The 21,009-nt window shown below is 59.2% G+C and carries 16 protein-coding genes; 8 read left to right on the top strand and 8 right to left on the bottom strand.

Annotation, left to right across the window (positions count from 1 at the left end):
- Position 1 precedes the first annotated feature (1 nt).
- A complete protein-coding gene (locus ACZ48V_RS04175; protein ID WP_464541884.1) occupies positions 2–931 on the top strand; it encodes a DUF4249 family protein in 930 nt (309 codons plus the stop codon).
- 70 nt (positions 932–1,001) lie between these two features.
- Here ACZ48V_RS04175 and dtd read toward each other — a convergent pair whose 3' ends face one another.
- Together dtd and rdgB are read right to left on the bottom strand one after the other, a co-directional pair.
- Positions 1,002–1,460, bottom strand: coding sequence for a D-aminoacyl-tRNA deacylase (dtd, locus tag ACZ48V_RS04170; protein WP_464541882.1), 459 nt, complete (start codon positions 1,458–1,460; stop codon positions 1,002–1,004).
- Positions 1,461–1,542: 82 nt separating this feature from the next.
- Positions 1,543–2,151 (bottom strand): RdgB/HAM1 family non-canonical purine NTP pyrophosphatase, encoded by a 609-nt coding sequence (gene rdgB, locus ACZ48V_RS04165; protein ID WP_464541880.1) that lies wholly within the window; start codon positions 2,149–2,151, stop codon positions 1,543–1,545.
- Between the two features lie 152 nt (positions 2,152–2,303).
- Between rdgB and rpsU the strand changes: the two genes are divergently transcribed.
- From rpsU to ACZ48V_RS04140, 5 genes are all read left to right on the top strand, one after another.
- Positions 2,304–2,510, top strand: a complete 207-nt coding sequence (rpsU, locus tag ACZ48V_RS04160) for a 30S ribosomal protein S21 (protein WP_353562713.1) — start codon at positions 2,304–2,306, stop codon at positions 2,508–2,510.
- A 785-nt stretch (positions 2,511–3,295) separates the two neighbouring features.
- Positions 3,296–3,853 carry an RNA polymerase sigma factor gene (locus ACZ48V_RS04155; protein WP_464541878.1) on the top strand — a complete coding sequence of 186 codons (558 nt, stop codon included), beginning with the start codon at positions 3,296–3,298 and terminating at the stop codon, positions 3,851–3,853.
- A 233-nt stretch (positions 3,854–4,086) separates the two neighbouring features.
- Positions 4,087–5,154, top strand: a complete 1,068-nt coding sequence (locus tag ACZ48V_RS04150; RefSeq protein ID WP_464541876.1) for a FecR family protein — start codon at positions 4,087–4,089, stop codon at positions 5,152–5,154.
- A 106-nt stretch (positions 5,155–5,260) separates the two neighbouring features.
- On the top strand, positions 5,261–8,257 hold the full coding sequence (locus tag ACZ48V_RS04145; RefSeq protein ID WP_464541874.1) for a TonB-dependent receptor: 2,997 nt from the start codon (positions 5,261–5,263) through the stop codon (positions 8,255–8,257).
- A 294-nt stretch (positions 8,258–8,551) separates the two neighbouring features.
- The gene (locus ACZ48V_RS04140) at positions 8,552–10,132 is read left to right on the top strand and encodes a sodium:solute symporter (RefSeq protein ID WP_464541872.1); all 1,581 of its coding nucleotides are present in this window, start codon (positions 8,552–8,554) and stop codon (positions 10,130–10,132) included.
- Positions 10,133–10,332: 200 nt separating this feature from the next.
- On the opposite strand, the gene ACZ48V_RS04135 is transcribed toward ACZ48V_RS04140, so the two are convergent.
- A complete protein-coding gene (locus ACZ48V_RS04135) occupies positions 10,333–11,526 on the bottom strand; it encodes a PQQ-dependent sugar dehydrogenase (RefSeq protein WP_464541870.1) in 1,194 nt (397 codons plus the stop codon).
- A gap of 199 nt (positions 11,527–11,725) precedes the next feature.
- On the opposite strand from ACZ48V_RS04135, the gene ACZ48V_RS04130 reads away from it, so the two are divergent.
- Together ACZ48V_RS04130 and ACZ48V_RS04125 are read left to right on the top strand one after the other, a co-directional pair.
- Complete coding sequence (locus ACZ48V_RS04130) at positions 11,726–12,877, top strand: glycosyltransferase (RefSeq protein ID WP_464541868.1); 1,152 nt, start codon at positions 11,726–11,728, stop codon at positions 12,875–12,877.
- Positions 12,878–12,996: 119 nt separating this feature from the next.
- On the top strand, positions 12,997–13,866 hold the full coding sequence (locus tag ACZ48V_RS04125; RefSeq protein WP_464541866.1) for an MBL fold metallo-hydrolase: 870 nt from the start codon (positions 12,997–12,999) through the stop codon (positions 13,864–13,866).
- A 235-nt stretch (positions 13,867–14,101) separates the two neighbouring features.
- On the opposite strand, the gene ACZ48V_RS04120 is transcribed toward ACZ48V_RS04125, so the two are convergent.
- The 5 genes from ACZ48V_RS04120 to uvrA all read right to left on the bottom strand — a co-directional run bounded on the left by ACZ48V_RS04120 (position 14,102) and on the right by uvrA (position 20,956).
- Complete coding sequence (locus tag ACZ48V_RS04120) at positions 14,102–15,532, bottom strand: NAD(P)(+) transhydrogenase (Re/Si-specific) subunit beta (protein ID WP_464543096.1); 1,431 nt, start codon at positions 15,530–15,532, stop codon at positions 14,102–14,104.
- Positions 15,533–15,541: 9 nt separating this feature from the next.
- A complete protein-coding gene (locus ACZ48V_RS04115; protein ID WP_464541864.1) occupies positions 15,542–15,850 on the bottom strand; it encodes an NAD(P) transhydrogenase subunit alpha part 2 in 309 nt (102 codons plus the stop codon).
- Positions 15,851–15,919: 69 nt separating this feature from the next.
- Complete coding sequence (locus tag ACZ48V_RS04110) at positions 15,920–17,071, bottom strand: NAD(P) transhydrogenase subunit alpha (protein ID WP_464541862.1); 1,152 nt, start codon at positions 17,069–17,071, stop codon at positions 15,920–15,922.
- A 101-nt stretch (positions 17,072–17,172) separates the two neighbouring features.
- Complete coding sequence (gene rnc / locus ACZ48V_RS04105) at positions 17,173–17,883, bottom strand: ribonuclease III (RefSeq protein WP_464541860.1); 711 nt, start codon at positions 17,881–17,883, stop codon at positions 17,173–17,175.
- 169 nt (positions 17,884–18,052) lie between these two features.
- Entirely contained in the window at positions 18,053–20,956 is a 2,904-nt protein-coding gene (gene uvrA, locus ACZ48V_RS04100) for an excinuclease ABC subunit UvrA (RefSeq protein ID WP_464541858.1), read from the bottom strand.
- Between the last annotated feature and the right edge of the window lie 53 nt (positions 20,957–21,009).

Raw genomic sequence — 21,009 nt, 5'->3', positions numbered from 1 at the left:
CATGCGTACCGCTCCGATTCACTGGCTGGCTATTGCGTGCATCCACCTCTTGCTCGGTATTGGGCTGGGGGGATGCGATACGGTAGCAACCGACCCTGAGTCTGAGGTCGTCGTGGAGGCCTATCTAATCGCTGAAGAGCCCCTTCCACCCGTGCGGCTCACACAGTCCGTTGCCGCCACCGACCGCTTCGACCCGGAAGAGGCCGCCGTTCGCGGCGCTGACGTCGTGATTCAGCGACTCGCTTCCGATGGCACCACCGCCGCCACGTATCCCTATGAAGAAACTACCCCGGGCCTCTACCGCCCCGTCGACGATCCGCCGCCCGTAGTACCCCGGGCGCGCTACCGGCTCGACGTAACGACAACAGGTGGCCAGCAGGTACGTGCCGAGACTACCGTTCCGGACACGATCGAGGTGATTCGCATCGAAAACACTGACGTCGTGTACCAGGGCCCCGAGCAGCCGCAGTTTACGATTCGTCCTACCCAGGCCACAGAGCGGCAGAACGTCTACGCATTCTCTATAACGTCGCTGCTGGACTTCGATCAACGCAGTGATGACGAGCTCGCACAGGAGCTTACACCGTTCTATACCGACGTGTACGACCCTGACGAAGATAACATTGCCGAGTTCAGGCGTGGTGCTTCTCCGCTCATCAACGAGCGCACGTTTACCCGCAACAACGACGGCACCATTACACTCGATGTACCGTGGATCGGGTTTGCCTTCTACGGCGAGAACGATGTCGCCATCAACGCCCCTGATGAAAATTACTACGACCTGGTGCGCACGCAAGACGCGCAGCAGGGCGGCCTGTCGCCTGGAGAAATTCCGAATGTGATTGACCGCATCGAGGGCGGTACAGGTATCTTTGGCAGTCTGTCGCGAACGTCCGCAACAATCACGGTAGAACGTCCTCCCGGGCTATAGCTGCTGCCACACCCTGCATCCGCCTGCACAAAGCCATCCGCTGGTGCTGCCAGCTACCCGTTGTGGGCACCTACTCGGCAGCAGGGCCCGGCTGGTCGAGCCAGAACGTGACGGGCCCATCGTTAACGAGATGGACGTCCATCATAGCGCCAAATACCCCAGTAGGAACCGGGCGCTCCAGGGTAGCCGCAAGCTGATCTACAAACCGCTTGTAGAGCGCCCTGGCACGGTCGGGCGGGGCTGCATCCGTGAACGACGGGCGGTGCCCCTGGCTCGTGTCGCCGCAGAGCGTAAACTGCGGGACAACAAGCGCCTCGCTTCCCATATCCAGGAGCGAATGGTTCATGCGCCCTTCCGTGTCTGGAAAAATACGCAGGTGGGCGCACTGGTGGGCAAGCGCATCAGCCTGCGTCTCTGTGTCGTTCTGGTGCACGCCCAGCAGGATGAGTAGTCCAGAATCGATGGCGCCAACCGTGTCGCCCTCTACCGTGACCGACGATTCAGAAACGCGTTGTACAAGTGCAATCATAAACGTGAGAAACTGGGCTATGGATGAACGTAAATAGTCGATGCAAGGGCTGCTGCGCAACTCCACACAACTCTGCCTCTCGTCAGGCAAAGAGCGTGTCAAACTGGCGGTCGAGCACCAACCGTAGCGCATCAAGTGCACGCCGCCGGTGGCTGACTGCATTTTTTTCTTCGGCCGTCATCTCAGCGAAGGTCTTTGTATGCCCTTCGGGAATAAACACCGGGTCATACCCAAACCCTGCCTGCCCACGCGGTTCGTGAGCAATGGCACCCCGGCAGATACCCTCAACGGATTTCGTCGCCGCCGGTGTTACGATGGAAATGACAGTCCGAAACTGAGCGCTCCGCGTTGTTGCACCTGCGAGGTCGTCGAGCAGATGAGCGATGTTATCCGCATCGGTGGCATCCGGCCCTGCATAACGAGCCGTGTGCACACCCGGACGCCCGTCAAGCGCGTCTACTTCAAGTCCGGTATCATCGGCCATGGCGGGCTGCCTGGTATAGGCATGTATCGATTTTGCTTTCTTGCGTGCATTCCCTTTCAGGGTGGGAGCGTCTTCATCAACATGCGGCGCGCTGGGCCACTCGTCGAGCGTATGCAATGTAAGCGGTAGATCGCCAATCAGCGTGCGAAACTCCGCGACCTTGCCTGGATTTCGTGTAGCCAAAACCAGCGAGGGGGAAGAAGCCATGATGAATGCAGAGATAGGAAAAGAGGACAGAACGTAAATGCAGAAACACCGATATACAACTCTCGTAACGAATGAATGCCCGGGCTAAACAGGTCCGCGCACCCAATCAAGCGTCGCATAATGAAACAGATTACAATAACGAGGGATCTACTTTGGCTGTAGGTGTAAAAGTTCGGAATAACGAGTCGATTGATCGTGCACTTAAGCGGTTTCGCCGCCAGGTAAACCGGAGCCGTGTGCTTCGGGAGTATCGGCAGAATATGTCGTACCTGAAACCGTCTGAAGAGAAGCGGTTGAAGGAGAAGAAGGCGCGTCGCCGTCGACACCGCAACCGTGGCAATCGCAGAAAACGATTGTAAATGTTGTAACAGTAGGGTCTGGCAGGTAGCCGGGTTGGCAAGCATCTATAGAAAGGGGCTTCGCTGCTGCGTATCGGCATACGGATGCGCCTCCGTACGACTACATACCGAAATGTAGTATTCGAAAGCGCGCAGCCTGCCCAAAGATTTCAGGCGCTACTGTATAGCACACTTCTCCGTTAGCCTGTTGAAGGCTGACGAAACCAGTAGGGCAGTCCTCACTATGTGGAGGCTGCCCTTTCCGTGCGTATGGGTGGTACGTTTTCGTCTTGTGCAAATTGAGCAGCGGCTTCCACTCGACGCGCACCTGCACGCTCGCTTTCAGACACTACCTAAAAAGACTGGCTGCACGCCTACACCGGCATTCTTTCGGACACCTGCTTCTGTTACTATTTTTCTGTGGCTATTTTAGAGACCAGATATAAAAAAGCCCGGTCCCCCACCAGAGACCGGGCTTTGAGAGAAGTGATTGCATTTCCTGAACTGCATCTAAAGGACACGCGCTAAGCGCCAGCGTAACGCCGTCTCGGACATCGTTACAGGGTACCGGCTCAGCGCCATTAAACGTCTATTTGGGGGAGTATACCCGTACAATCAGGTGCGCCTGATGGCTTCAAAAGCTGTTTTCGCAAAATGTGGCAATAACTATACTCAACGGCAAGATAGCCCCGGGCCTCCCTTTTGTTAAATGAACGTTAACACCAGATCTGTGTTGTATCGACATCGCTAGCATCTGCTGGCATCTGTCTACTCTATGTCTTATCGACCGGCCGCACCGACTCGAAGTGCCCCCTTTCGTTCCCGACCCATCCGGTTCGCCTGATGCACCAGCATCCTCTTTCGAGGCGCTGTTTCGCACGCACTACAGCGACTTGCGTAACTATGGGATGCGTCTGGTTCATCAGCATCAATGGGTTGAGGATGCCATCCAAGACGTCTTCCTATCGCTTTGGCGGAGCGACACACAGCTGTCTGAGATCAATCATCCGCGCAGCTATCTCCTTTCGGCACTCCGGCGGCGTCTTCTAAAACGCATGCAGTCTGAGCGCGAACGCCATTCTCAGCGCGAGTCGCTTGCGCTTCACTTCGATACCTTTATCCTTTCTAAGGAGGAGTTGATCACAGCCCACGAGCACAGAACCGAGCAGCAGGCCAACGTGCAAGAGGCGATACAAACCCTCTCAGAACGGCGACGGGAAGCCCTTTACCTCCGATTTAACCACGGACTTACGCATCCCGAAATTGCTGATGTTATGGCGGTTGCCCATCAAACAGCTCGAAACTACGTATCAGAAGCACTTTCACATATTCGTAAATATATCAAGACCGTCGACGCGTCATGATTGAGGCCCTGGCCGTGTCTTGTGTGGTGCGTGTTCCGTCCTGACATGTGATGCATATGGTAAGCAGACACGGAACAATAGAGGACAATTCTTTACGGCATCCACCCTGTTACATTTTCGTTTCAATTCAGAAGCGTACACCTGCTCTTTTAGCGTCTCTTACACAGTGAACAGAGCACACACATAGCAGGGATGCTTCTGTGTTTCCCGTATTAGCTATCATCCTCCTTTATATGAACGACCGCCACGAGGCACTTGTCGAACATCTGCTCGGTGAGCCGTCGTTTCAGCGATGGGCGCATCCCGAGATGTTGCACAATGCCGAGGATGACGCTCGATGGCGCGCCTGGGCGCAGCAGAGCGACGCGCACGCTCGTGCCGTTCGCGAAGCGAAGCGCTCGGTGCAGTCCGTAGAGTTTAGCGACGTAATGCAAGACCCCGAGGTCGTCGACGCCGCCTGGGAACGACTTGAACAGGTACGCACGGCCACTTCGGTAGCAGACGCCGATACGGCGCCCGCGCGTGCCCCCAACCGTCGCCCCCGACGCATGCAGCGATCATCATCGCGGCAATATGCTTGGACATGGGGCGCCACAGCCCTGGTCGTCCTTTTCGCTGTCGGCATTGTGCTGGTCCAGCAGCCAAGTTCCATATGGCCTCCCTTTCAGGAGGCAGAACGGACGGTGCAGACCGCGTATGGCGAACGCGCAACAGTCAGTGTGAGCAACGGGATCGTCGCTACGCTTAGCGGCAACTCCACGCTCACCTATCAAGATGACCAACCGCACCGGCTTACGCTACGTGGGGAGGCTCGTTTTGAGGTTGTCCCCCGCAGCGAGTCTCGCCCCCCCGTGGAAGTGCATACGCCCGATGGCACCGTCCGTGTTACAGGCACCACGTTTACCGTGACTCACTGGGATGCCCACACGGATGTCGTGCTTGCTACCGGAGCCGTTTCCGTCGAACCGAATACCGAAGCGAGTGCTTCGCACACGCTCGTCCCCGGCGACTGGGTTACGTTCAACCGCACCAGGGGCATCCAACAGACGCAAAAAACGAATCCGCAGGCTTATCAGTCATGGACGACCGACACGATCGTCTTTGACGATACGCCAGTGAGCGCCATCGCAGCGCGCATTGAGCGCACCTACGGATATTCTGTTGCGATAACCGAATCTTCAGTGCGCAATATGAAGATATCAGGCGCGATTGAGAACGACCTCGACGTGCTTGTTGAGGGCCTTCGTGGCATTCTCGACCGCCCCATAGAGCGCGATGCGCAGGGCATCACCATCCGGTAGTTTGTCCGACCCGATAGCTACTCAAGCCTCACATGCATCCCGTAGTGGTCTGTTCACCAACGTGTTCACTCACTTTGTTTCTCGCAAACGCCTACGAGGTGCTATCATGAGGCCATCCACTACGATACCCTTTCAATCTCTTATCGCCTTCACCGTTCTGTTGATGCTGGGATGGAGCACGCCGCTCGCCAGCGCGCAGTCGCCCACCGTACTCGCCGACCAGTCGGCTGTTGCTGCGGATGAAGACCCTGTCTTTATCTCGCTTGAGGAAGCGCTTTCACGCGTGGCAGAAGAACACAACGTGACCTTTCTCTATCAACGTGAGGCACTGGACGATTTTCGCGTACGCAGCCGAAAAGCGCTTACGGCCCGGCTCACCGGACAGCTTGATCGCCTGCTCCACCCGCATGAACTATCGTACCAGCAAGTAGGCGAACGCTCGTACGCCATCGTCCCTCAGTCGGAACGCCCGGCTCCGGTGCAGTCTCCTGCCCCGCAACAGCAGACAGGCGCGATTGAAGGTACCGTGACGGAGACCGACGGCTCGCCCCTGCCCGGCGTGCAGGTCGTGCTTCGTGGCACCCCGCGCGGCACAACTACCGATGTCGATGGCGCCTACCGCATTGAGGGCATCGATCCGGGCACGTACACCGTACGGGCCACATTTGTCGGGTTTGCGCCGGCACAGGCCGAGGTGACTGTTGCTGCCGACGAGACCATTGAGCAAAACTTCGAGCTCCGCGAGGATGTGATGCAGATGGAGGGTGCCGTCGTAACCGGTACCCGACAGGAACGCACCCAGCGCGAAACAACCAGCTCGATCTCCGTCATTCAGGGCGATGACATTCAACGCATTGAGCCGAACAGTCAGGCCGATATTCTTCGCTCTGTACCCGGCGTACATACCGAGGGCGGCGGCGGTGAGGTTGCGGCCAACGTGTTTGTTCGCGGATTACCTGCGCCAGGGCAGTTCAAGTACAACCCGATCCAGGAAGACGGCATGCCCGTCATCTCTGAAACGCGTACCACAACCAGCTCGCAGGATATCTACTTCCGCAACGACTTGAACGTGCAGCAGCTTGAATTTGTGCGTGGTGGAAGCGCCGCTCTCTTCGGCGTGGGTTCACCCGCTGGCTTGATCAACTACATCAGCAAAACGGGCGGCAGCTCACAGGAAACCACGCTTCGCACACAGGTCGGCCAGGACAATCTCTATCGCCTCGACTTCAACACAAACGGCCCGCTGGGTGAAAACCTGCGTTATAACATTGGCGGCTTCTACCGCTACGACGAAGGCCCCGTCGTTTCGGGACTGCCTACGCAAGGCCTTCAGTTGAAAGGCAATCTCACCTACCTGCAAGACAACGGCTACATCCGCATCTACGCGAAGTACATCGACGACAGTAGCCAGTTCTTCCTCCCTTTCCCGCACGACCGTGATACAGGCGAAGCTGCAGCGGGCAACGACGGGCGCGAGATCACCACAGTGAATGCGCGCGGCGCTGCCGACTTCAGCTTCCGCTCACCCGATGGCGTCTTTCAGTCCCAGATGGACCGTGGCATCGTTACAAACGGTGCATCAGTAACGTTTGAATTCGTTCAAGAGCTGGGCGACGGATACGACCTGGAAAGCCGCGTGCGGTGGACAGACATGCAGCACCAGTTCAATATCTTCATTCCGTTTCCAGCCTTCCAAAATCCGTTTGAGTATGCCGATCAGTTTATTACTGCTCCCACGCAGCAAGCGGTCTGGCGCTACGCGAACAGCACCGAGTCGTTTAACCCCGGTACGCCTGGGAACCCGAACTTTGTGATCGACCAGGGCGCCTGGAACTGGGAGCGTCCGTACACCGACTTCTCGACCGATGTGCAGCTCTCGCGTACGTTCAGCTCAGGCAACACAACCCAGAACATAACCGTGGGTGGATTCCTCTCGCGTACCGAGGTTACCCAGCGGGATACGCACAGCAGCGTGCTGAACGAGTTTGCGGATCAGCCCCGCCTGATCGACCTCTTTATTGAGGATACGGCGACTGGCGAGGAAACGCGTGTCACCCAGAACGGCCTCAGCAACGCGGCCAGCGTGTACGTAAACAACGAGTTCGCCAGCAACAAAGCCGCTGTCTATGCCGGTAACGAAATTACCGTTGGCGACGACCTGCGCATCGACATCGGCGCACGGTACGAGCTGCGTCAGGCAGAGATCGTTTCCGAGGGAAGCGAAGCGGTTGGCAACGATGGTGCGTTCGGCGATGCGCTCGCCGTGCAGGGCTTCCAGTGGGGCAACAGCCAGTTCACCCGCCGGTCTGTTCGCTCAACTGACGCGGCCTTTTCGCTCGGACTCAACTATGCCCTGAGCGATGTCTTCAACCTGTACGGCGTAGGCTCGCGCGGATACTTTTTCCCCGAGCTTGCCTCGCTGGCCCCACTCGTCGCCCCAGATGCCGAGATTGGCGATCTGGATAACGAGGAGTTCTGGCAAGGAGAGTTCGGCGTAAAAGCGGGCTCTCCGAATGTATCAGGAACGCTGGCCCTCTACTACACCGAGCTGAACAATCGTTTCTCAGCTGATCCACGCCTCAACCCCAACACCGGCGTCGTTGAGATCGTCCCGGAACAGATTGGCGGAAGCCGTACGCTCGGCGTTGAGCTTACAGGCGCTATCGTTCCCTCAGACGGCTTCCAGATTAACGGCATGGTGACCGTGCAAGACCACGAGTTCACCGATTTCGATGATAACACCGGCAACTGGATCCAGCGTCAGCCCAAGTTCATGACGCAGGGCGAACTCGTCTATGACCGTGCAGGCTTCGACGCGAGCGTGAGCGCCAAGTACACAGGCAAGCGCTTCGCCGATGAAGGCAACTTCCAGGAGCTCGATGGCTACACGATCGTCAATGCCGGTCTTGGCTACACGGTTGGCTTTGCCGACTCGCAGTCGCTTCGTATTGGCTTACGTGCCTTCAACGCGCTCAACAGCCGGGGACTCACTGAGGGCGACCCCCGCCTGCCCGCTGGCGTCGACCCAAGCGAGTCGCCGTTCTTCAACGCGCGGCCTATCCTGCCGCGTCGCATTACGGCTTCGCTCACCTACCGGCTGTAGCGGATACGGCCCCGCGTAGCGCGCTTCCTTACCCGAAGGCGGTGCGTTCTCTGTCAGCATGCCTTCGAGCGCGCATAAAAAGGCCCGGCCGCCTGTAAGGCCGGGCCTTTTTAACGGGCTTAATAGAGGGAGGCGATGTTCTCTGCCTCTCCACGCCCGCTGCAGCAGATGACCGGGCTTGACCACTACCCTTCTGTTCGGTAGACTGCAACGCTGCTTCTTGTGCGTTCCTGGCTTTCGCGCCAGGGTAGCGCCCACAATCCATCATACCGGTGCGAACCAACCTTATCTCGCATGACTGATTTCCCGATTAGCACCCTCGACCTGTTTATCATCGGGGGCTACTTTATTATCGTGTTCGGAATCGGCTACTACATCGCCAAGCGCATCGATACCGGCGAAGACCTTTTTCTCGCTGGGCGCTCGCTCATGTGGGGCACCATCGGACTCTCGCTCTTTGCCTCCAACATCTCCAGTACGACGCTGATCGGACTGGCAGGGGATGCCTACAGCACCGGCATCGCCGTCTCAAACTACGAGTGGATGGCCGGGCTCGTGCTCGTATTCATGGCGTTCTTCTTCATCCCGTTCTTTATCCGGTCGCGCCTCACTACCATTCCAGAGTACCTGGAAAAGCGCTTCGACGTGCGCTCGCGAAAGTACTTCTCCGGACTCACCGTTGTTACCAGCATCCTGATCGATGCTGCCGGGGGCATCTATGCCGGCACGCTGGTGCTTCAGATGTTCTTTCCTGAACTGCCGTTCCTATGGACAGCCTTCGGGCTCGCGCTCGTAGCCGGACTCTACACCGCAGCAGGCGGACTTGCTGCGGTCGTGTACACCGACGTAATCCAGGCTGTCATTCTTTTTGTGGGGTCTTGCATTATCGCCGTACTCACGTTTGCGCAGTTCGACTTCTCGTGGGCCCAGGCTACGGCGGCCCTTCCTGATGGTCACCTTTCCATGATCCATCCGGTCGATGACCCCGAAGGCCGATTGCCCTGGCTGGGCACGCTGATTGGCGTACCAGTTCTCGGATTCTACTACTGGGGACTGAATCAGTATATCGTGCAGCGCGTCCTGGGCGCGAAAGATCTCAAACAGGCCCGCTGGGGTGCCCTCCTGGGCGGACTCCTCAAGCTGGCACCGCTCTTCATTATGGTACTGCCTGGCGCCTGGGCGCTCACGCTCTACCCCGATCTCCCCGAAGCTGACCTCGTCTTCCCCACGCTCGTTACCGAGTTGCTTCCCGTTGGCGTTGTCGGACTCGTGCTGGCTGGCCTCATCGCAGCCATTATGTCAACGATCGACTCGACCCTGAACGCCGCCTCCACACTGATCACCGTTGACTTCATAAAACCCAGCAAGCCCGATCTGACTGCCGAGCAAGTCGGCACGCTCGGACGCTGGATCACGATTGTCCTGATGATTGCAGCTGCGCTCTGGGCGCCGATGATTCTGAACTTCGAGGGCCTCTGGAACTACATCCAGCAGATGCTCTCTTTCCTCGTTCCGCCCGTTGTTGCTGTCTTCCTGCTCGGCGTGTTCTGGGATCGCATGGGGGGGCACAGTGCCTTCATCACACTGGTGGGCGGCCATGCCCTCTCCCTCGCGATCTTTCTTTTCTGGGTCAACGACATTATCAATATCCACTTTACGATCATCGCAGGTATCCTTACCGTGCTTTGCCTGCTGCTTGCCACAGGAGTAGCCATCGCATTCGACGAGCAGCCCGAGGCCAAAAAGGTGGACGGCCTCACTTGGTCGAACCGTAGCCTTGAGCCCGAAGAGCCCATGCCGTGGTACAAGGACTATCGCTGGCAGTCGGTTGCGATCGTTGCGGTTACCGTCGTCATGGTTATTGCCTTCTGGTAGGCCCCACCGCTGCACGCTGCAACAGCAACACGCTGCAACAGAAAAGGGCCAGAGGGATGCGTAGCGTATGCATCCCCCTGGCCCTTCTTTGCTGAACCGTGCGCCGCTCTGTTGCAGATAGCGGTCTGTGTCAGCTAAGCACACAAGCTAAGCACACAAGCTAAGCACACAAGCTAAGTACACAGCTTAACCAACGCACATCACGATACCGGTTCGAGGCGAAACAGCCCCCCGTTCGACTCATCGGTCAGCAGGTAGACAAACCCGTCAGGCCCAACGCGCACATCGCGGATGCGGCCCAGCTCGTCGCGAAGCAGCTCCTCCTGGTGTACCACCTCATCGCCATCGAGCACAACGCGGCGCACATGCTGATGCGCCAGCGCTCCGACAAAGATGTTGTTCTCCCAGCCTGCGAATGCATCACCGGTGTAAAACGCCATGCCCGAAGGCGCAATGGAAGGCGTCCAGTGGATGACGGGGTGTACAAATTCGTCGGTCTCATCCGGATCGATGCCAATGGGCGAGTTGTCGCGGTACTCGTTGCCATATGTGGCTTCGGGCCAGCCGTAATTCTCGCCAGCCTGTACGATATTCAGCTCATCGCCGCCCCGGGGCCCGTGCTCGTGCGACCACGGCACGCGTGTCTCCGGATGCAGGTCGATGCCCTGCTGATTGCGGTGGCCATACGAGAAGTGGGAGTCGCGCACGCTGTCGTCTCCCACAAACGGATTGTCAGCGGGGATACTTCCGTCGTCATTCAAGCGAAGCGTACCCCCCGCGTCGTCCTGCGTATCCTGTGCCGGATCGCGCAGTCCGCGGTCGCCAATCGTCACGAGCATGGTCCCATCGTCCACAAAGAGGATGCGCGATCCGTAGTGGCGCCCGGGCTCGTGCGCAGGCTCTTGCGTGTACAGCACCTCGAAGTTCGCAAGCGCATCATCCTCAACCTGAGCGCGTGCTACCGTAGTCGACGTCACGTCGTCGCCCTGCGGCGATGAGTAAGTGAAATAGACCCATCCGTTCTCTTCGTATTCCGGATGCAGCACCACATCAAGCAGCCCGCCCTGATTTACCGAACGGATTTCAGGGAGCCCGGTAATCGGCGTAACCGTACCATCCGGCGATACCCGGTTCAGGCGCCCCGGGCGCTCTGTAACCAGCATATCGCCCTCTGGCAAGAACGCAACAGCCCACGGATGCTCCAGATTGTCGGCCAGTTGCACGACCTGAAACGTTTCCTCTTCGCTCTCCACACGGTCCATCACGACCTCGCCCACGACATCCCCTTCAGACGCCGCATCATTTTCAGGATTAACCTCAGAGGAGGCGTTTCCGCATCCCACCAGGGCCAGCCCGAGGAGAGCGACGACGCTATACGATAAAAGTCGGTGCATATCTTTAAAGTCAGCTATGATAAAAAACACGGTGCATTGCAATTAGTAGGTACGACACGCACAGGCTACCTGCCCGTTTCTTGTACGCTATACAATGTTACGGTTTGTACTCCGATTCTCATGATTGGCTCTGTGTATCCTTATAGGGTACTTGTGCCGTTCACCTTCTGCTGTCTTCCCCAATACGCGTCTGCTCCCTGTGCTCTCGCCTCCATACGCTCCTCTCGTCCACATCGGACCGGCTTATCCCTATCGTGGGGGCATTGCTCACTTTACCGAATGCACTGCTCGATCCTTGAAAGAGATCGGGTACCCTCCCGTACTGTGTACCTTCCAGCGTCAGTATCCTGAATGGCTCTTTCCCGGTCGCACACAGACCGTTACCGATACACCGCCCCCCCCCGACCTTCCCATCCCCCACCGGCGCATCGACACGCTGAATCCACTTACGTGGCACCGCACCGCCCGGTGGATGCGAAACGGACCCTTCGGAGGCGCCGTCATCCAGTACTGGATGCCGTTCATGGCGCCCCCATTTGGCTGGTTGGCCTGGCGGATGCGTAGCGCCGGGCGCCCTGTCGTCGCTGTGGTGCATAATGCCCTGCCGCATGAGCGCCATATGGGCGACCAGTGGCTCACCAAAGGATTCCTTCACCAGATAGACGGAGCCGTTGCGCTCTCGGACACGGTAGCTCGCGACGTACGTGCACTTGCGAGCGACCTTCCCGTCCTTCAAGTTGACCACCCTACCTATACCCGATTTGGACCTGCACCTGACCGCGCTGCTTCCCGTGCTCAGCTTAACTTACCCGCTGAAGGTCCCGTTGTCCTTTTCTTCGGGTTCGTGCGCCAATACAAGGGACTCGACCTCTTGCTCGACGCCTGGCCTAACGTACAGGCTGTTCACCCCGAGGCCTGGCTCTGTATAGCGGGCGAAGCGTATGATGCCCCTGCCCCGTATCAGGCTCAGATCGACGCGCTCCCACAGCCGGACCAGGTGCGGTGGGATGACCGCTACATTCCAGAGCGCGAGGTCGCCCGCTACTTTGCTGCAGCCGACCTCGTCGTGCAGCCGTACCGCCACGCCACCCAGAGCGGCGTTGTGCGCGTGGCCGCCCACTTCGACCGGCCCGTTGTCGTTACCGATGTCGGCAACCTGCCAAATGCTATCGACGAGGGGCGCACCGGCTTCGTCGTTCCGCCCGAATCTCCAGGTCAGTTAGGGGCTACCGTGGCACGCGCATTGCAGCCTGAAACGCTGATCACGCTTTCGGGGCCAGATACCGACGAGGGGGCATCCGGCGCGCTTGCACGTGCTCTGCACGAACTGCTACGTAACGCCCGTCTGTGAACTGCATACCGGCCGGTTCGTACCGGTTCGTGGCGTAAGGGCATTCTGGACTTACGCTTCGCTTCTTGCCTTTGGGCATGTCCACCATCTGTACTTTCGACGCTTTCCCGTTTCCAAACATGAGCAGTACCCGCATCTCGCACAACGACGTGGCCGGACTGAAGTCCGGGCGCTGGCCGATCGGGCTCAACACAAGCAGCGTATGTTACCGCATTGGACATACGTTGATCGACACCGGCCCACCCAATCAGTGGAAGGCCGTGCGCCGCTTCGTGGAAGACGAGCACGAAGCGCATGGCATTGAGCGTGTCGTCTGCACGCACCACCATGAAGACCATGCCGGAAATGCGGCGCGTATCCAGGAGCTTCTGGATGTACCGGTGTATGCTCCCAAAGCCAGCCTAGCACGACTACAAGAAGGCTTTCCGATCGAATGGTACCGCCGTGTAGTGTGGGGCACGCCCCCTCTACTTGATGCAGAAGCCCTTCCCGAGCAGCTTCCCCTGTCGATTGGGGCTACGCTACACGCCCACCCGGCGCCCGGCCACTCCGATGACATGGTGTGTCTGCACGTGCCCGAACACCGCTGGCTCTTCACCGCTGACCTCTTCTTGTCGCCTCGCGTCGCGTATTTGCGCTTCGACGAAGATGTGTACGCCCTCGCCCAATCGCTGCACGCCATGGCGCAGCTCCCCGCTGATGTCCTCTTCTGCGGACATCGCGGCGTGGTGGATGAAGGCGCTACAGCCCTCAAGCAGAAAGCACGCTACCTCGAAGCACTCTGCGGACAAGTGAAACGCCGGTATCACCGCGAGGGGCAATCACTGGATGCCATCCAGCGCGAATTGCTTGGGCGCGAGGGCATCCTGCGCTGGTTCACCGGAGGCGACTTCTCAAAGTCGAATCTCATTGCTGCCTGTATCCGCTCCAAAAACGACAATGCCGACGGCCTGCCCGATATGATCAGTACGCCGACGCCAATGCGGTAGCACAGCAGTAGGGTGGTTGGGGCTTGAGGAGGGGGCAAGTTTCGTGCGATTGCTTCCCCATTAGAAAGACACGGCTCTATCTCTTCCCCCGAACGCCCTCTTTTCAAACGCATAAACGCATCGCTGTAGTGAACGAGGCGAGAGCCTCCTCGGTTGGTAGACAGACACTGAGCGGAACAGATGGGGCCGCTAACGTCTGCTACCGTTATCGTTAACCGAGCACGACCGCTCCTTACTACAGCCCCTTCACCGCCTCCGTTGTCTCACTAACGGCCTCTTTGGCATCCGCAAAGAGCATGCGGGTATTATCCTGATAGAACAGGCTGTTGGGCACGCCCGAGTAGCCGGGACTCAAACTGCGTTTGATGACGACGACCGTCTCGGCCTCATCCACGTTCAAGATAGGCATTCCGGCAATGGGACTGCCCGAGGCTTCGCGCGCAGCCGGGTTCACCACGTCGTTGGCGCCGATGACCAGCGCCACATCGGTTGAGGAGAACGAACTGTTGATCTCGTCCATCTCGTAGAGCTGTTCGTACGGCACATCAGCTTCAGCCAGCAGCACATTCATGTGGCCCGGCATGCGCCCGGCTACCGGGTGAATCGCGTAGCGCACGTCTACGCCCTTCGACTGGAGCCGGTCGGCCAGTTCGCGTACGGCATGCTGTGCCTGCGCTACAGCGAGTCCGTAGCCCGGCACGATGATGACGCGCTCGGCATAGGTAGCAAGAATCGCCAGGTCTTGCGGACTCGTCTCTTGCACGCTCTTGCCTTCGGGAATGTCGAGCTCGCTGCTCGTGGCGCCGTCGCCTCCGAATCCACCCAGCATAACGTTAGCCAGCGAACGGTTCATCGCATCGCACATCTGCATGGTAAGCATGAATCCGGCAGCGCCCACCAGCGTGCCGCTTACAATGAGCGCGGTGTTATCGAGAACGAACCCGGTAGCAGCGGCTGCGAGTCCGGAGTATGAGTTGAGCAGCGCCACCACCACGGGCATGTCAGCCCCTCCGATCGGAAAGACGAGGAAGAGCCCCATGAGAGCCGCTGCTACAGCGATTCCGATGCCTGCATACAGCGTGATATCGGGGTCGGTGGCAAGTTCGGGCGCTCCGATGAGCAAGAAGGCAACGCCCGCTATGCCGCCCAGGAGCAGCAATCCGGTTACGACCTGTACCCCCGGGAAGGTGATGGGATTGCCCGACAGAATGCCCTGCAGCTTCCCAAACGCAACCAGACTGCCGGTAAACGTGACCATACCGATGAGCAGGCTAAGCCCGATGACCAGCGCCAACGTAGGCGAGTAGGCGCTCGTATCCACCAGACGGCTCCCCTGCAGGTACTGCGCAAGCTCAGCGCCCGCCACAAATGCAGACGCCGCCCCTCCGAATCCGTTAAACACCGCCACCAGCTCAGGCATCGAGGTCATGGGCGTGCGGAACGCAAGGAGCGCTCCGATAGCGCCCCCGATCACGACACCGGCCAGCAGAAGCGGCCACGACAGAACATCGTGAATGAAGAGCGTGGCCACCACCGCGGTGAACATGCCCAGTGCAGCCAGCGCGTTTCCGCTGCGGGCCGTGGGCGGCGTCTGCATGCGCTTCAGTCCAAGCACAAACAGCACAGCCGAAAGCAAGTACGCAAGTTCAAGAATAGGCATTTTCAGGTGGGGACGTTATGAAGATGTGGAGGCATCGGCGGAAGAGGGAGGCGTTTTCTTGCGGCCAAACATGCGCAGCATGCGGTCGGTAACGAGAAAGCCTCCGACCACGTTAATCGTAGCTACAACCAGCGCGCCGAAGCCGAGAGCGGTAGCCCACCAGGCATCGCTCATTCCAGCAGCAATGATGGCCCCTACAATGGTAATGCCGCTGATCGCGTTGGCGCCCGACATAAGCGGCGTGTGAAGGGTCTGCGGCACCTTAGTCAGTACCTCAGTGCCAAGCAGAGCGGCCAGCACGAAGATGATCAGGTTTTCTATCATAGCGGATATGGGGGTTAGCAGAGCATCAGCAGCGCGTTAACAGCGCGTTAGCAGGATGTCAGCAGTATATCAAGCATCAGGCGAGTCGGAGAGCATGGTACGCACGCGCTCGTTTCGGATCGTACCCTGGTATACGGCACACATTGCATCGGTCACTTCGTCGTCGAAGTCGAGCGCAAGGCCGCCTTCTTCGTTGAGCAGGTAGTCGAGCAGCGCTCGCACGGTGTTTGCGAACAGGTCGCTGGCATGCACGGGCATCGTAGCAGGTAGATTGGTTGGACCCATGATGTGCACGCTATGCTTGGTGACCGTGGTGCCGGGCTCGGTGAGCGCGCAGTTGCCCCCGTTGGGCGCGGCCAGGTCCACAATGACGGATCCGGGCGCCATGTCTTCTACAGCCGCTTCGTTGATCACGAGCGGCGCGGGGCGTCCCGGAATGAGTGCGGTCGTAATCACAACGTCCGATTTGGCGATGTGTGGACGTAATAGTTCAGGCTGGCGTTCTTGTTTGGCCTGTTCAAGCTCCTTCGCGTAGCCGTCGTCTCCTTCAGAGAGCGACGTGTCGAGCTCCAGCTCCACGAACGAGGCGCCAAGGCTTTCGATTTCCTCACGCGTGGCGTCGCGAATGTCATAGCCCCGCACTTTCGCACCCAGGCGCTTTGCCGTAGCGATAGCCTGCAGTCCGGCCACCCCGGCCCCAACTACCAGCACGCTAGCTGGACGAATGGTACCAGCTGCAGTACTCATGAGGGGGAAGAACTTGGGAAGGCGCAGCGCAGCCTCCAGCGTGGAACGGTAGCCCGCCAGCGAGCTCATTGCAGAGAGCACATCCATCGACTGGGCCCGCGAGATGCGAGGCACCAGTTCCATGGGCAGTGCGGTAGCGCCCTGGTCGGCGATATCACCGAGTGCGTCGGGGCTATCGAGGGGCTGTAGCAGACCAAGAATGGTCTGGTCGCTGCCGATACGGCGGCGGCGTTCAGGAAGGGGTGGAGACAGCACCAACACGAGATCAGCAGCAAACGCCTTGTCGTCGTCGCCAACCGTGGCACCAGCCGATGCATATGCATCATCGGAATAGTGCGCATGCGAGCCCAGTCCCGATGCCACAATTACCTCTACCCCGTGCGCATCTACCAGCTGCTCCACAACCTGCGGAGTGAGAGCCGCACGGGTTTCATCGTCGGCAAATGGGCGCGGAACGCCTATTGTGCATGACATAAGCGAGCAATGTTGGTGGGTAGAGGCTATACATAAGTCGCTATGAGTGGACGTACAGCGCAGTTGATCGTTTACGACCCACCAACATCGTTACGGGTATGCTACTCGTTTTTAAGTGCTTGAATCGCTTCGCGGGCCGCACGCTGCTCGGCTTCTTTCTTGGCCGGTGCGGTGCCCCGCCCGAGGGCCTCTCCTTCAACAAGGGCCTCGACAACAAACGTGTAATCGTGATCGGGCCCGGTGCGGTCAACAACCGTGTACGTAGGCAGCGGGCGCCCTTCGCCCTGCAGATGCTCTTGCAGCAGACTCTTATAGTTGCGATTCCTGTGTACAAGCGAATCGAGATCGACCACATCCAACAAGTAGCAACGGGCAAACCAGGCCGCAGCCTCGTGGCCCCGGTCCAGGTAGAGCGCGCCCGTGATTGCTTCAAAGGCATCGGCCAGAATGCTCGGGTTAGATCGTCCGTTGTTGCGCTCGGCGTTGCGGCTAAGTAGCAAGTAGCGTCCCAGATCGCAGCGGCGCGCGGCTTCTGCAAGCGACCGGCCGCTCACCAGCCGCGCACGCATCTGCGACAGGAAGCCCTCGTCCTGGTCCGGAAAGTGCGTATAGAGTGCTACGCCAACTAACAGATCGAGGAAGGCATCGCCCACGTACTCCAACCGCTCGTTCGATACCTCAAACGGGTTGTCTGCCTCGCGCAGACACGACCGGTGCGTGAGCGCGCGGTGATACAGCGAAAGATTGTCAATATCAGTCCCGAGAAGCGAAGCCAGATCGGACGCTGAGGGACCGTGCGAGGCTGTGTTCATGAGCACGCGTGCTGTGTGTAGAGGGATGCAGACGGATCATCACCCATTCAATGCCGCCACCCAACACAGCGATCCACAGCCCGTCGCCCCGCCTCCCTCCTGGACTTACACCTACAGATACAACGTAGGCTGCGACCTTATTCGCAGGGTTTCTTGCAACACAGGAATCCTACAAAGCTGTCTTTAGAAACCGCCCGGTATGGCTGGTGGGATGCGCGGCTACATCTTCGGGCGTGCCGGTTACGACAACTTCGCCCCCGCCCGTGCCCCCGTCAGGACCCAGGTCGATGATGTGATCGGCGTACTTGATGACATCCAGGTTGTGCTCGACGATGACCACCGAGTGCCCGTGCTCGACCAGCTGATCGAAGGCGTTCAGCAGCTTACGAATGTCGTCGAAGTGGAGTCCGGTCGTGGGCTCGTCGAAGATGTAGAGCATGCGATCGGTGTGGCGCCCGCTCAGGTGCGAGGCCAGCTTGATGCGCTGCGCCTCGCCGCCGGAGAGCGTGGTAGAGGGCTGCCCGAGCGACAGATAGCCGAGCCCAATGTCTTGCAGCACCTCCAGCTTGTTCGTCACTGCGCGCTCTCCTTCAAAAAAGTCGGCGGCCTCGTCAACGGTCATCTCCAGCACCTCGGCGATGTTCTTGCCGTTGTACGTCACGTTCAGCACCTCCTGCTTGTAGCGCCGCCCGTTACACGCCTCACACTCCAGGTAGATATCGGCCAGAAACTGCATCTCCACTTTAACGACGCCCTCGCCCTTGCATGCCTCACAGCGCCCACCCGCTACGTTAAAGCTAAAGAAGCCCGGCTCATAGCCGTGGATCTGCGACTGCCGCGTTTCGGAAAACAGCTTGCGGATGCCATCGAACGCTTTCGTGTACGTGGCCGGATTCGACCGCGGGGTACGCCCGATAGGCTGTTGGTCGACCATCTCAACACCATCGACAAACGTATGGCCACGAATGTCGTCGTGCGCGCCGACCGTACCATCGCCACTCCCTCCTTTGAGGCGGTGCAGTCCCTCGTAGAGCGTCTGCTGTATAAGCGTCGACTTGCCCGAGCCCGACACGCCCGTTACGCACACGATACTGTCGAGCGGGATCTCAACATCGATGTGGTTCAGGTTGTGCTGCCGCGCGTTCGTCACAACCAGCTTTCGGTCGGATGCGGGGGTGCGCCGCGCTTCAGGCACCGGGATAGCGGTGCGCCCGCTTAGGTACTTGCCAGTAAGCGAGTCCTCATCGTCGAGCACCTCATCGTACGTCCCCTGAAACACCACCTCCCCGCCAAACTGTCCGGAGGCGGGGCCCATATCGATGAGATGATCGGCCGCCTCCATCGTAACCGGATCGTGTTCGACCACCAGTACGGTGTTGCCAAGGTCGCGCAGGCGCTGCAAGATGCCCACAAGCCGGTCGTTATCACGCGGATGCAACCCGATCGTCGGTTCGTCGAGCACGTAGAGCGAGCCCACAAGCGAGGACCCGAGCGAGGTGGATAGGTTGATGCGCTGGCTTTCGCCCCCGCTGAGCGTTTGGGCCAGCCGGTCGAACGTGAGGTAGTCGAGTCCTACATCGACCAGGTACTCTGTACGGGTACGCAACTCTTCAAGCACGCGCCCGGCTACCTCCTCTTGATAGCCAGAAAGCTCGATATCTTGAAAGAAGTCGAGCGCCTCGCGGGTCGTCATGGCACATACCTCTCCGATGTGCCGGTCGTTGATCTTGACGTAGTACGCATCCTTGCGCAGGCGGTAGCCGTTGCACTCGGGGCATGTGGAGTAACCCCGAAAGCGCGCCCGAAAGATGCGGTAGTGCGTCTTGTACGAGCGCTCATCCAGGAACTCAAAGAAGCCGTTCAGCCCGATGTACTGGTCTTTACCCCCCCAGATAATGTCGAGCTCCCAGTCGTCAAGCTCGCGGTACGGGCAGTCGATGTCGAGCCCTGTTTCCGCGGCTACCCGAATGAGCTTACGGAAGTGCTTGCTCCACTTATCGGTGCGAAACGGCGCCAGCGCGCCTTCGCGAATCGAGAGTCCTTTGTTGGGGACGATCAGATCCGGGTCGAGTCCGGGCACGCGTCCGAAGCCTTGACACTCCGGGCACGCCCCGACCGGACTGTTAAAGCTGAACATGAGCGGCGTGGGCTCTTCGAACTCCATCCCATCGCGCTCAAAGCGGGCGCTGAAATGAAGTTGCGGGGCCGGGCCGCTGGCGTCATCGCCACGGCGGCGGGCCACCTGTACGACGCAGCGACCCTCGCCTACAGTGAAGGCCTGCTCGACGGATTCGGCCACCCGGGTGCGGGTAGCGGCATCGCCCCGCTTCACTTTAAGCCGGTCAATGAGCACCAGCAGCCGCTTGCTGCCGTAGTTGTTGACTTTGCTCGGGGGCGTGTCGTTCAAGTCGAGCACATCGGGGCGCTCGCCACGCTCGGCCTGTTTTTCGGTAGGCAGCAGCAAAATGCGGAAGAACCCACGCTCACGCAGGCTCTTGAGCTCGTCGCGCAGCGCACGGTTGCGGTCGGGCACCGGACAGCACAGGTAGTAGCGCGCGCCGTCGTCCAGCTCCTCTTCGATTGAGAGCGCCACGCTCCGCGGCGTATCTTTGGTGACGGGCCGGCCGCTCACCGGTGAAATGGTCGTGCCGATGCGCGCGTACAGCAGCCGGAGGTGATCATATACCTCGGTCTGGGTAGCAACGGTGGAGCGGGGGTTATTCGCCGTGGTCTTCTGCTCAATCGCAATGGCCGGCGCGAGTCCTGTGATCAGGTCGGCATCCGGCTTATCCATGCGCTCCAGGAACTGCCGGGCGTAGGCGCTGAGGCTCTCTACGTAACGCCGCTGGCCCTCGGCATAGATCGTATCGAAGGCGAGGCTCGACTTTCCGGATCCCGACGGCCCCGTAATTACCGTAAGGGTTTCGCGCGGCACATCCAAATCGATATCCTTCAGGTTATGCTGCCGCGCGCCGCGTACTACGATGTGGGTGCGTGCTTTCTCGCGGGCCTCGGGCGAAGCATTGGCGATGACAGGATCTTGCGGGGGCGCCGTATCGAGCGTTTTGGTCATAAGAGACGCGCAGGCGTCAGAGGAACGAAACAAACGAACATCACAAAAACGAG

It is taken from the genome of Longimonas haloalkaliphila (assembly GCF_055379825.1).
This window is presented reverse-complemented; position numbering and strand designations above follow the sequence as displayed.

Excerpts from the sequence above, each read along its gene's own strand:
- ACZ48V_RS04150 (WP_464541876.1), top strand. The coding sequence starts at position 4,087 with ATGAACGACCGCCACGAGGCACTTGTCGAACATCTGCTCGGTGAGCCG.
- ACZ48V_RS04140 (WP_464541872.1), top strand. The coding sequence starts at position 8,552 with ATGACTGATTTCCCGATTAGCACCCTCGACCTGTTTATCATCGGGGGC.
- ACZ48V_RS04125 (WP_464541866.1), top strand. The coding sequence starts at position 12,997 with ATGAGCAGTACCCGCATCTCGCACAACGACGTGGCCGGACTGAAGTCC.
- ACZ48V_RS04135 (WP_464541870.1), bottom strand. The coding sequence starts at position 11,526 with ATGCACCGACTTTTATCGTATAGCGTCGTCGCTCTCCTCGGGCTGGCC.
- rdgB (WP_464541880.1), bottom strand. The coding sequence starts at position 2,151 with ATGGCTTCTTCCCCCTCGCTGGTTTTGGCTACACGAAATCCAGGCAAG.
- ACZ48V_RS04175 (WP_464541884.1), top strand. The coding sequence starts at position 2 with ATGCGTACCGCTCCGATTCACTGGCTGGCTATTGCGTGCATCCACCTC.
- rnc (WP_464541860.1), bottom strand. The coding sequence starts at position 17,883 with ATGAACACAGCCTCGCACGGTCCCTCAGCGTCCGATCTGGCTTCGCTT.
- ACZ48V_RS04115 (WP_464541864.1), bottom strand. The coding sequence starts at position 15,850 with ATGATAGAAAACCTGATCATCTTCGTGCTGGCCGCTCTGCTTGGCACT.
- ACZ48V_RS04145 (WP_464541874.1), top strand. The coding sequence starts at position 5,261 with ATGAGGCCATCCACTACGATACCCTTTCAATCTCTTATCGCCTTCACC.
- ACZ48V_RS04110 (WP_464541862.1), bottom strand. The coding sequence starts at position 17,071 with ATGTCATGCACAATAGGCGTTCCGCGCCCATTTGCCGACGATGAAACC.
- dtd (WP_464541882.1), bottom strand. The coding sequence starts at position 1,460 with ATGATTGCACTTGTACAACGCGTTTCTGAATCGTCGGTCACGGTAGAG.
- uvrA (WP_464541858.1), bottom strand. The coding sequence starts at position 20,956 with ATGACCAAAACGCTCGATACGGCGCCCCCGCAAGATCCTGTCATCGCC.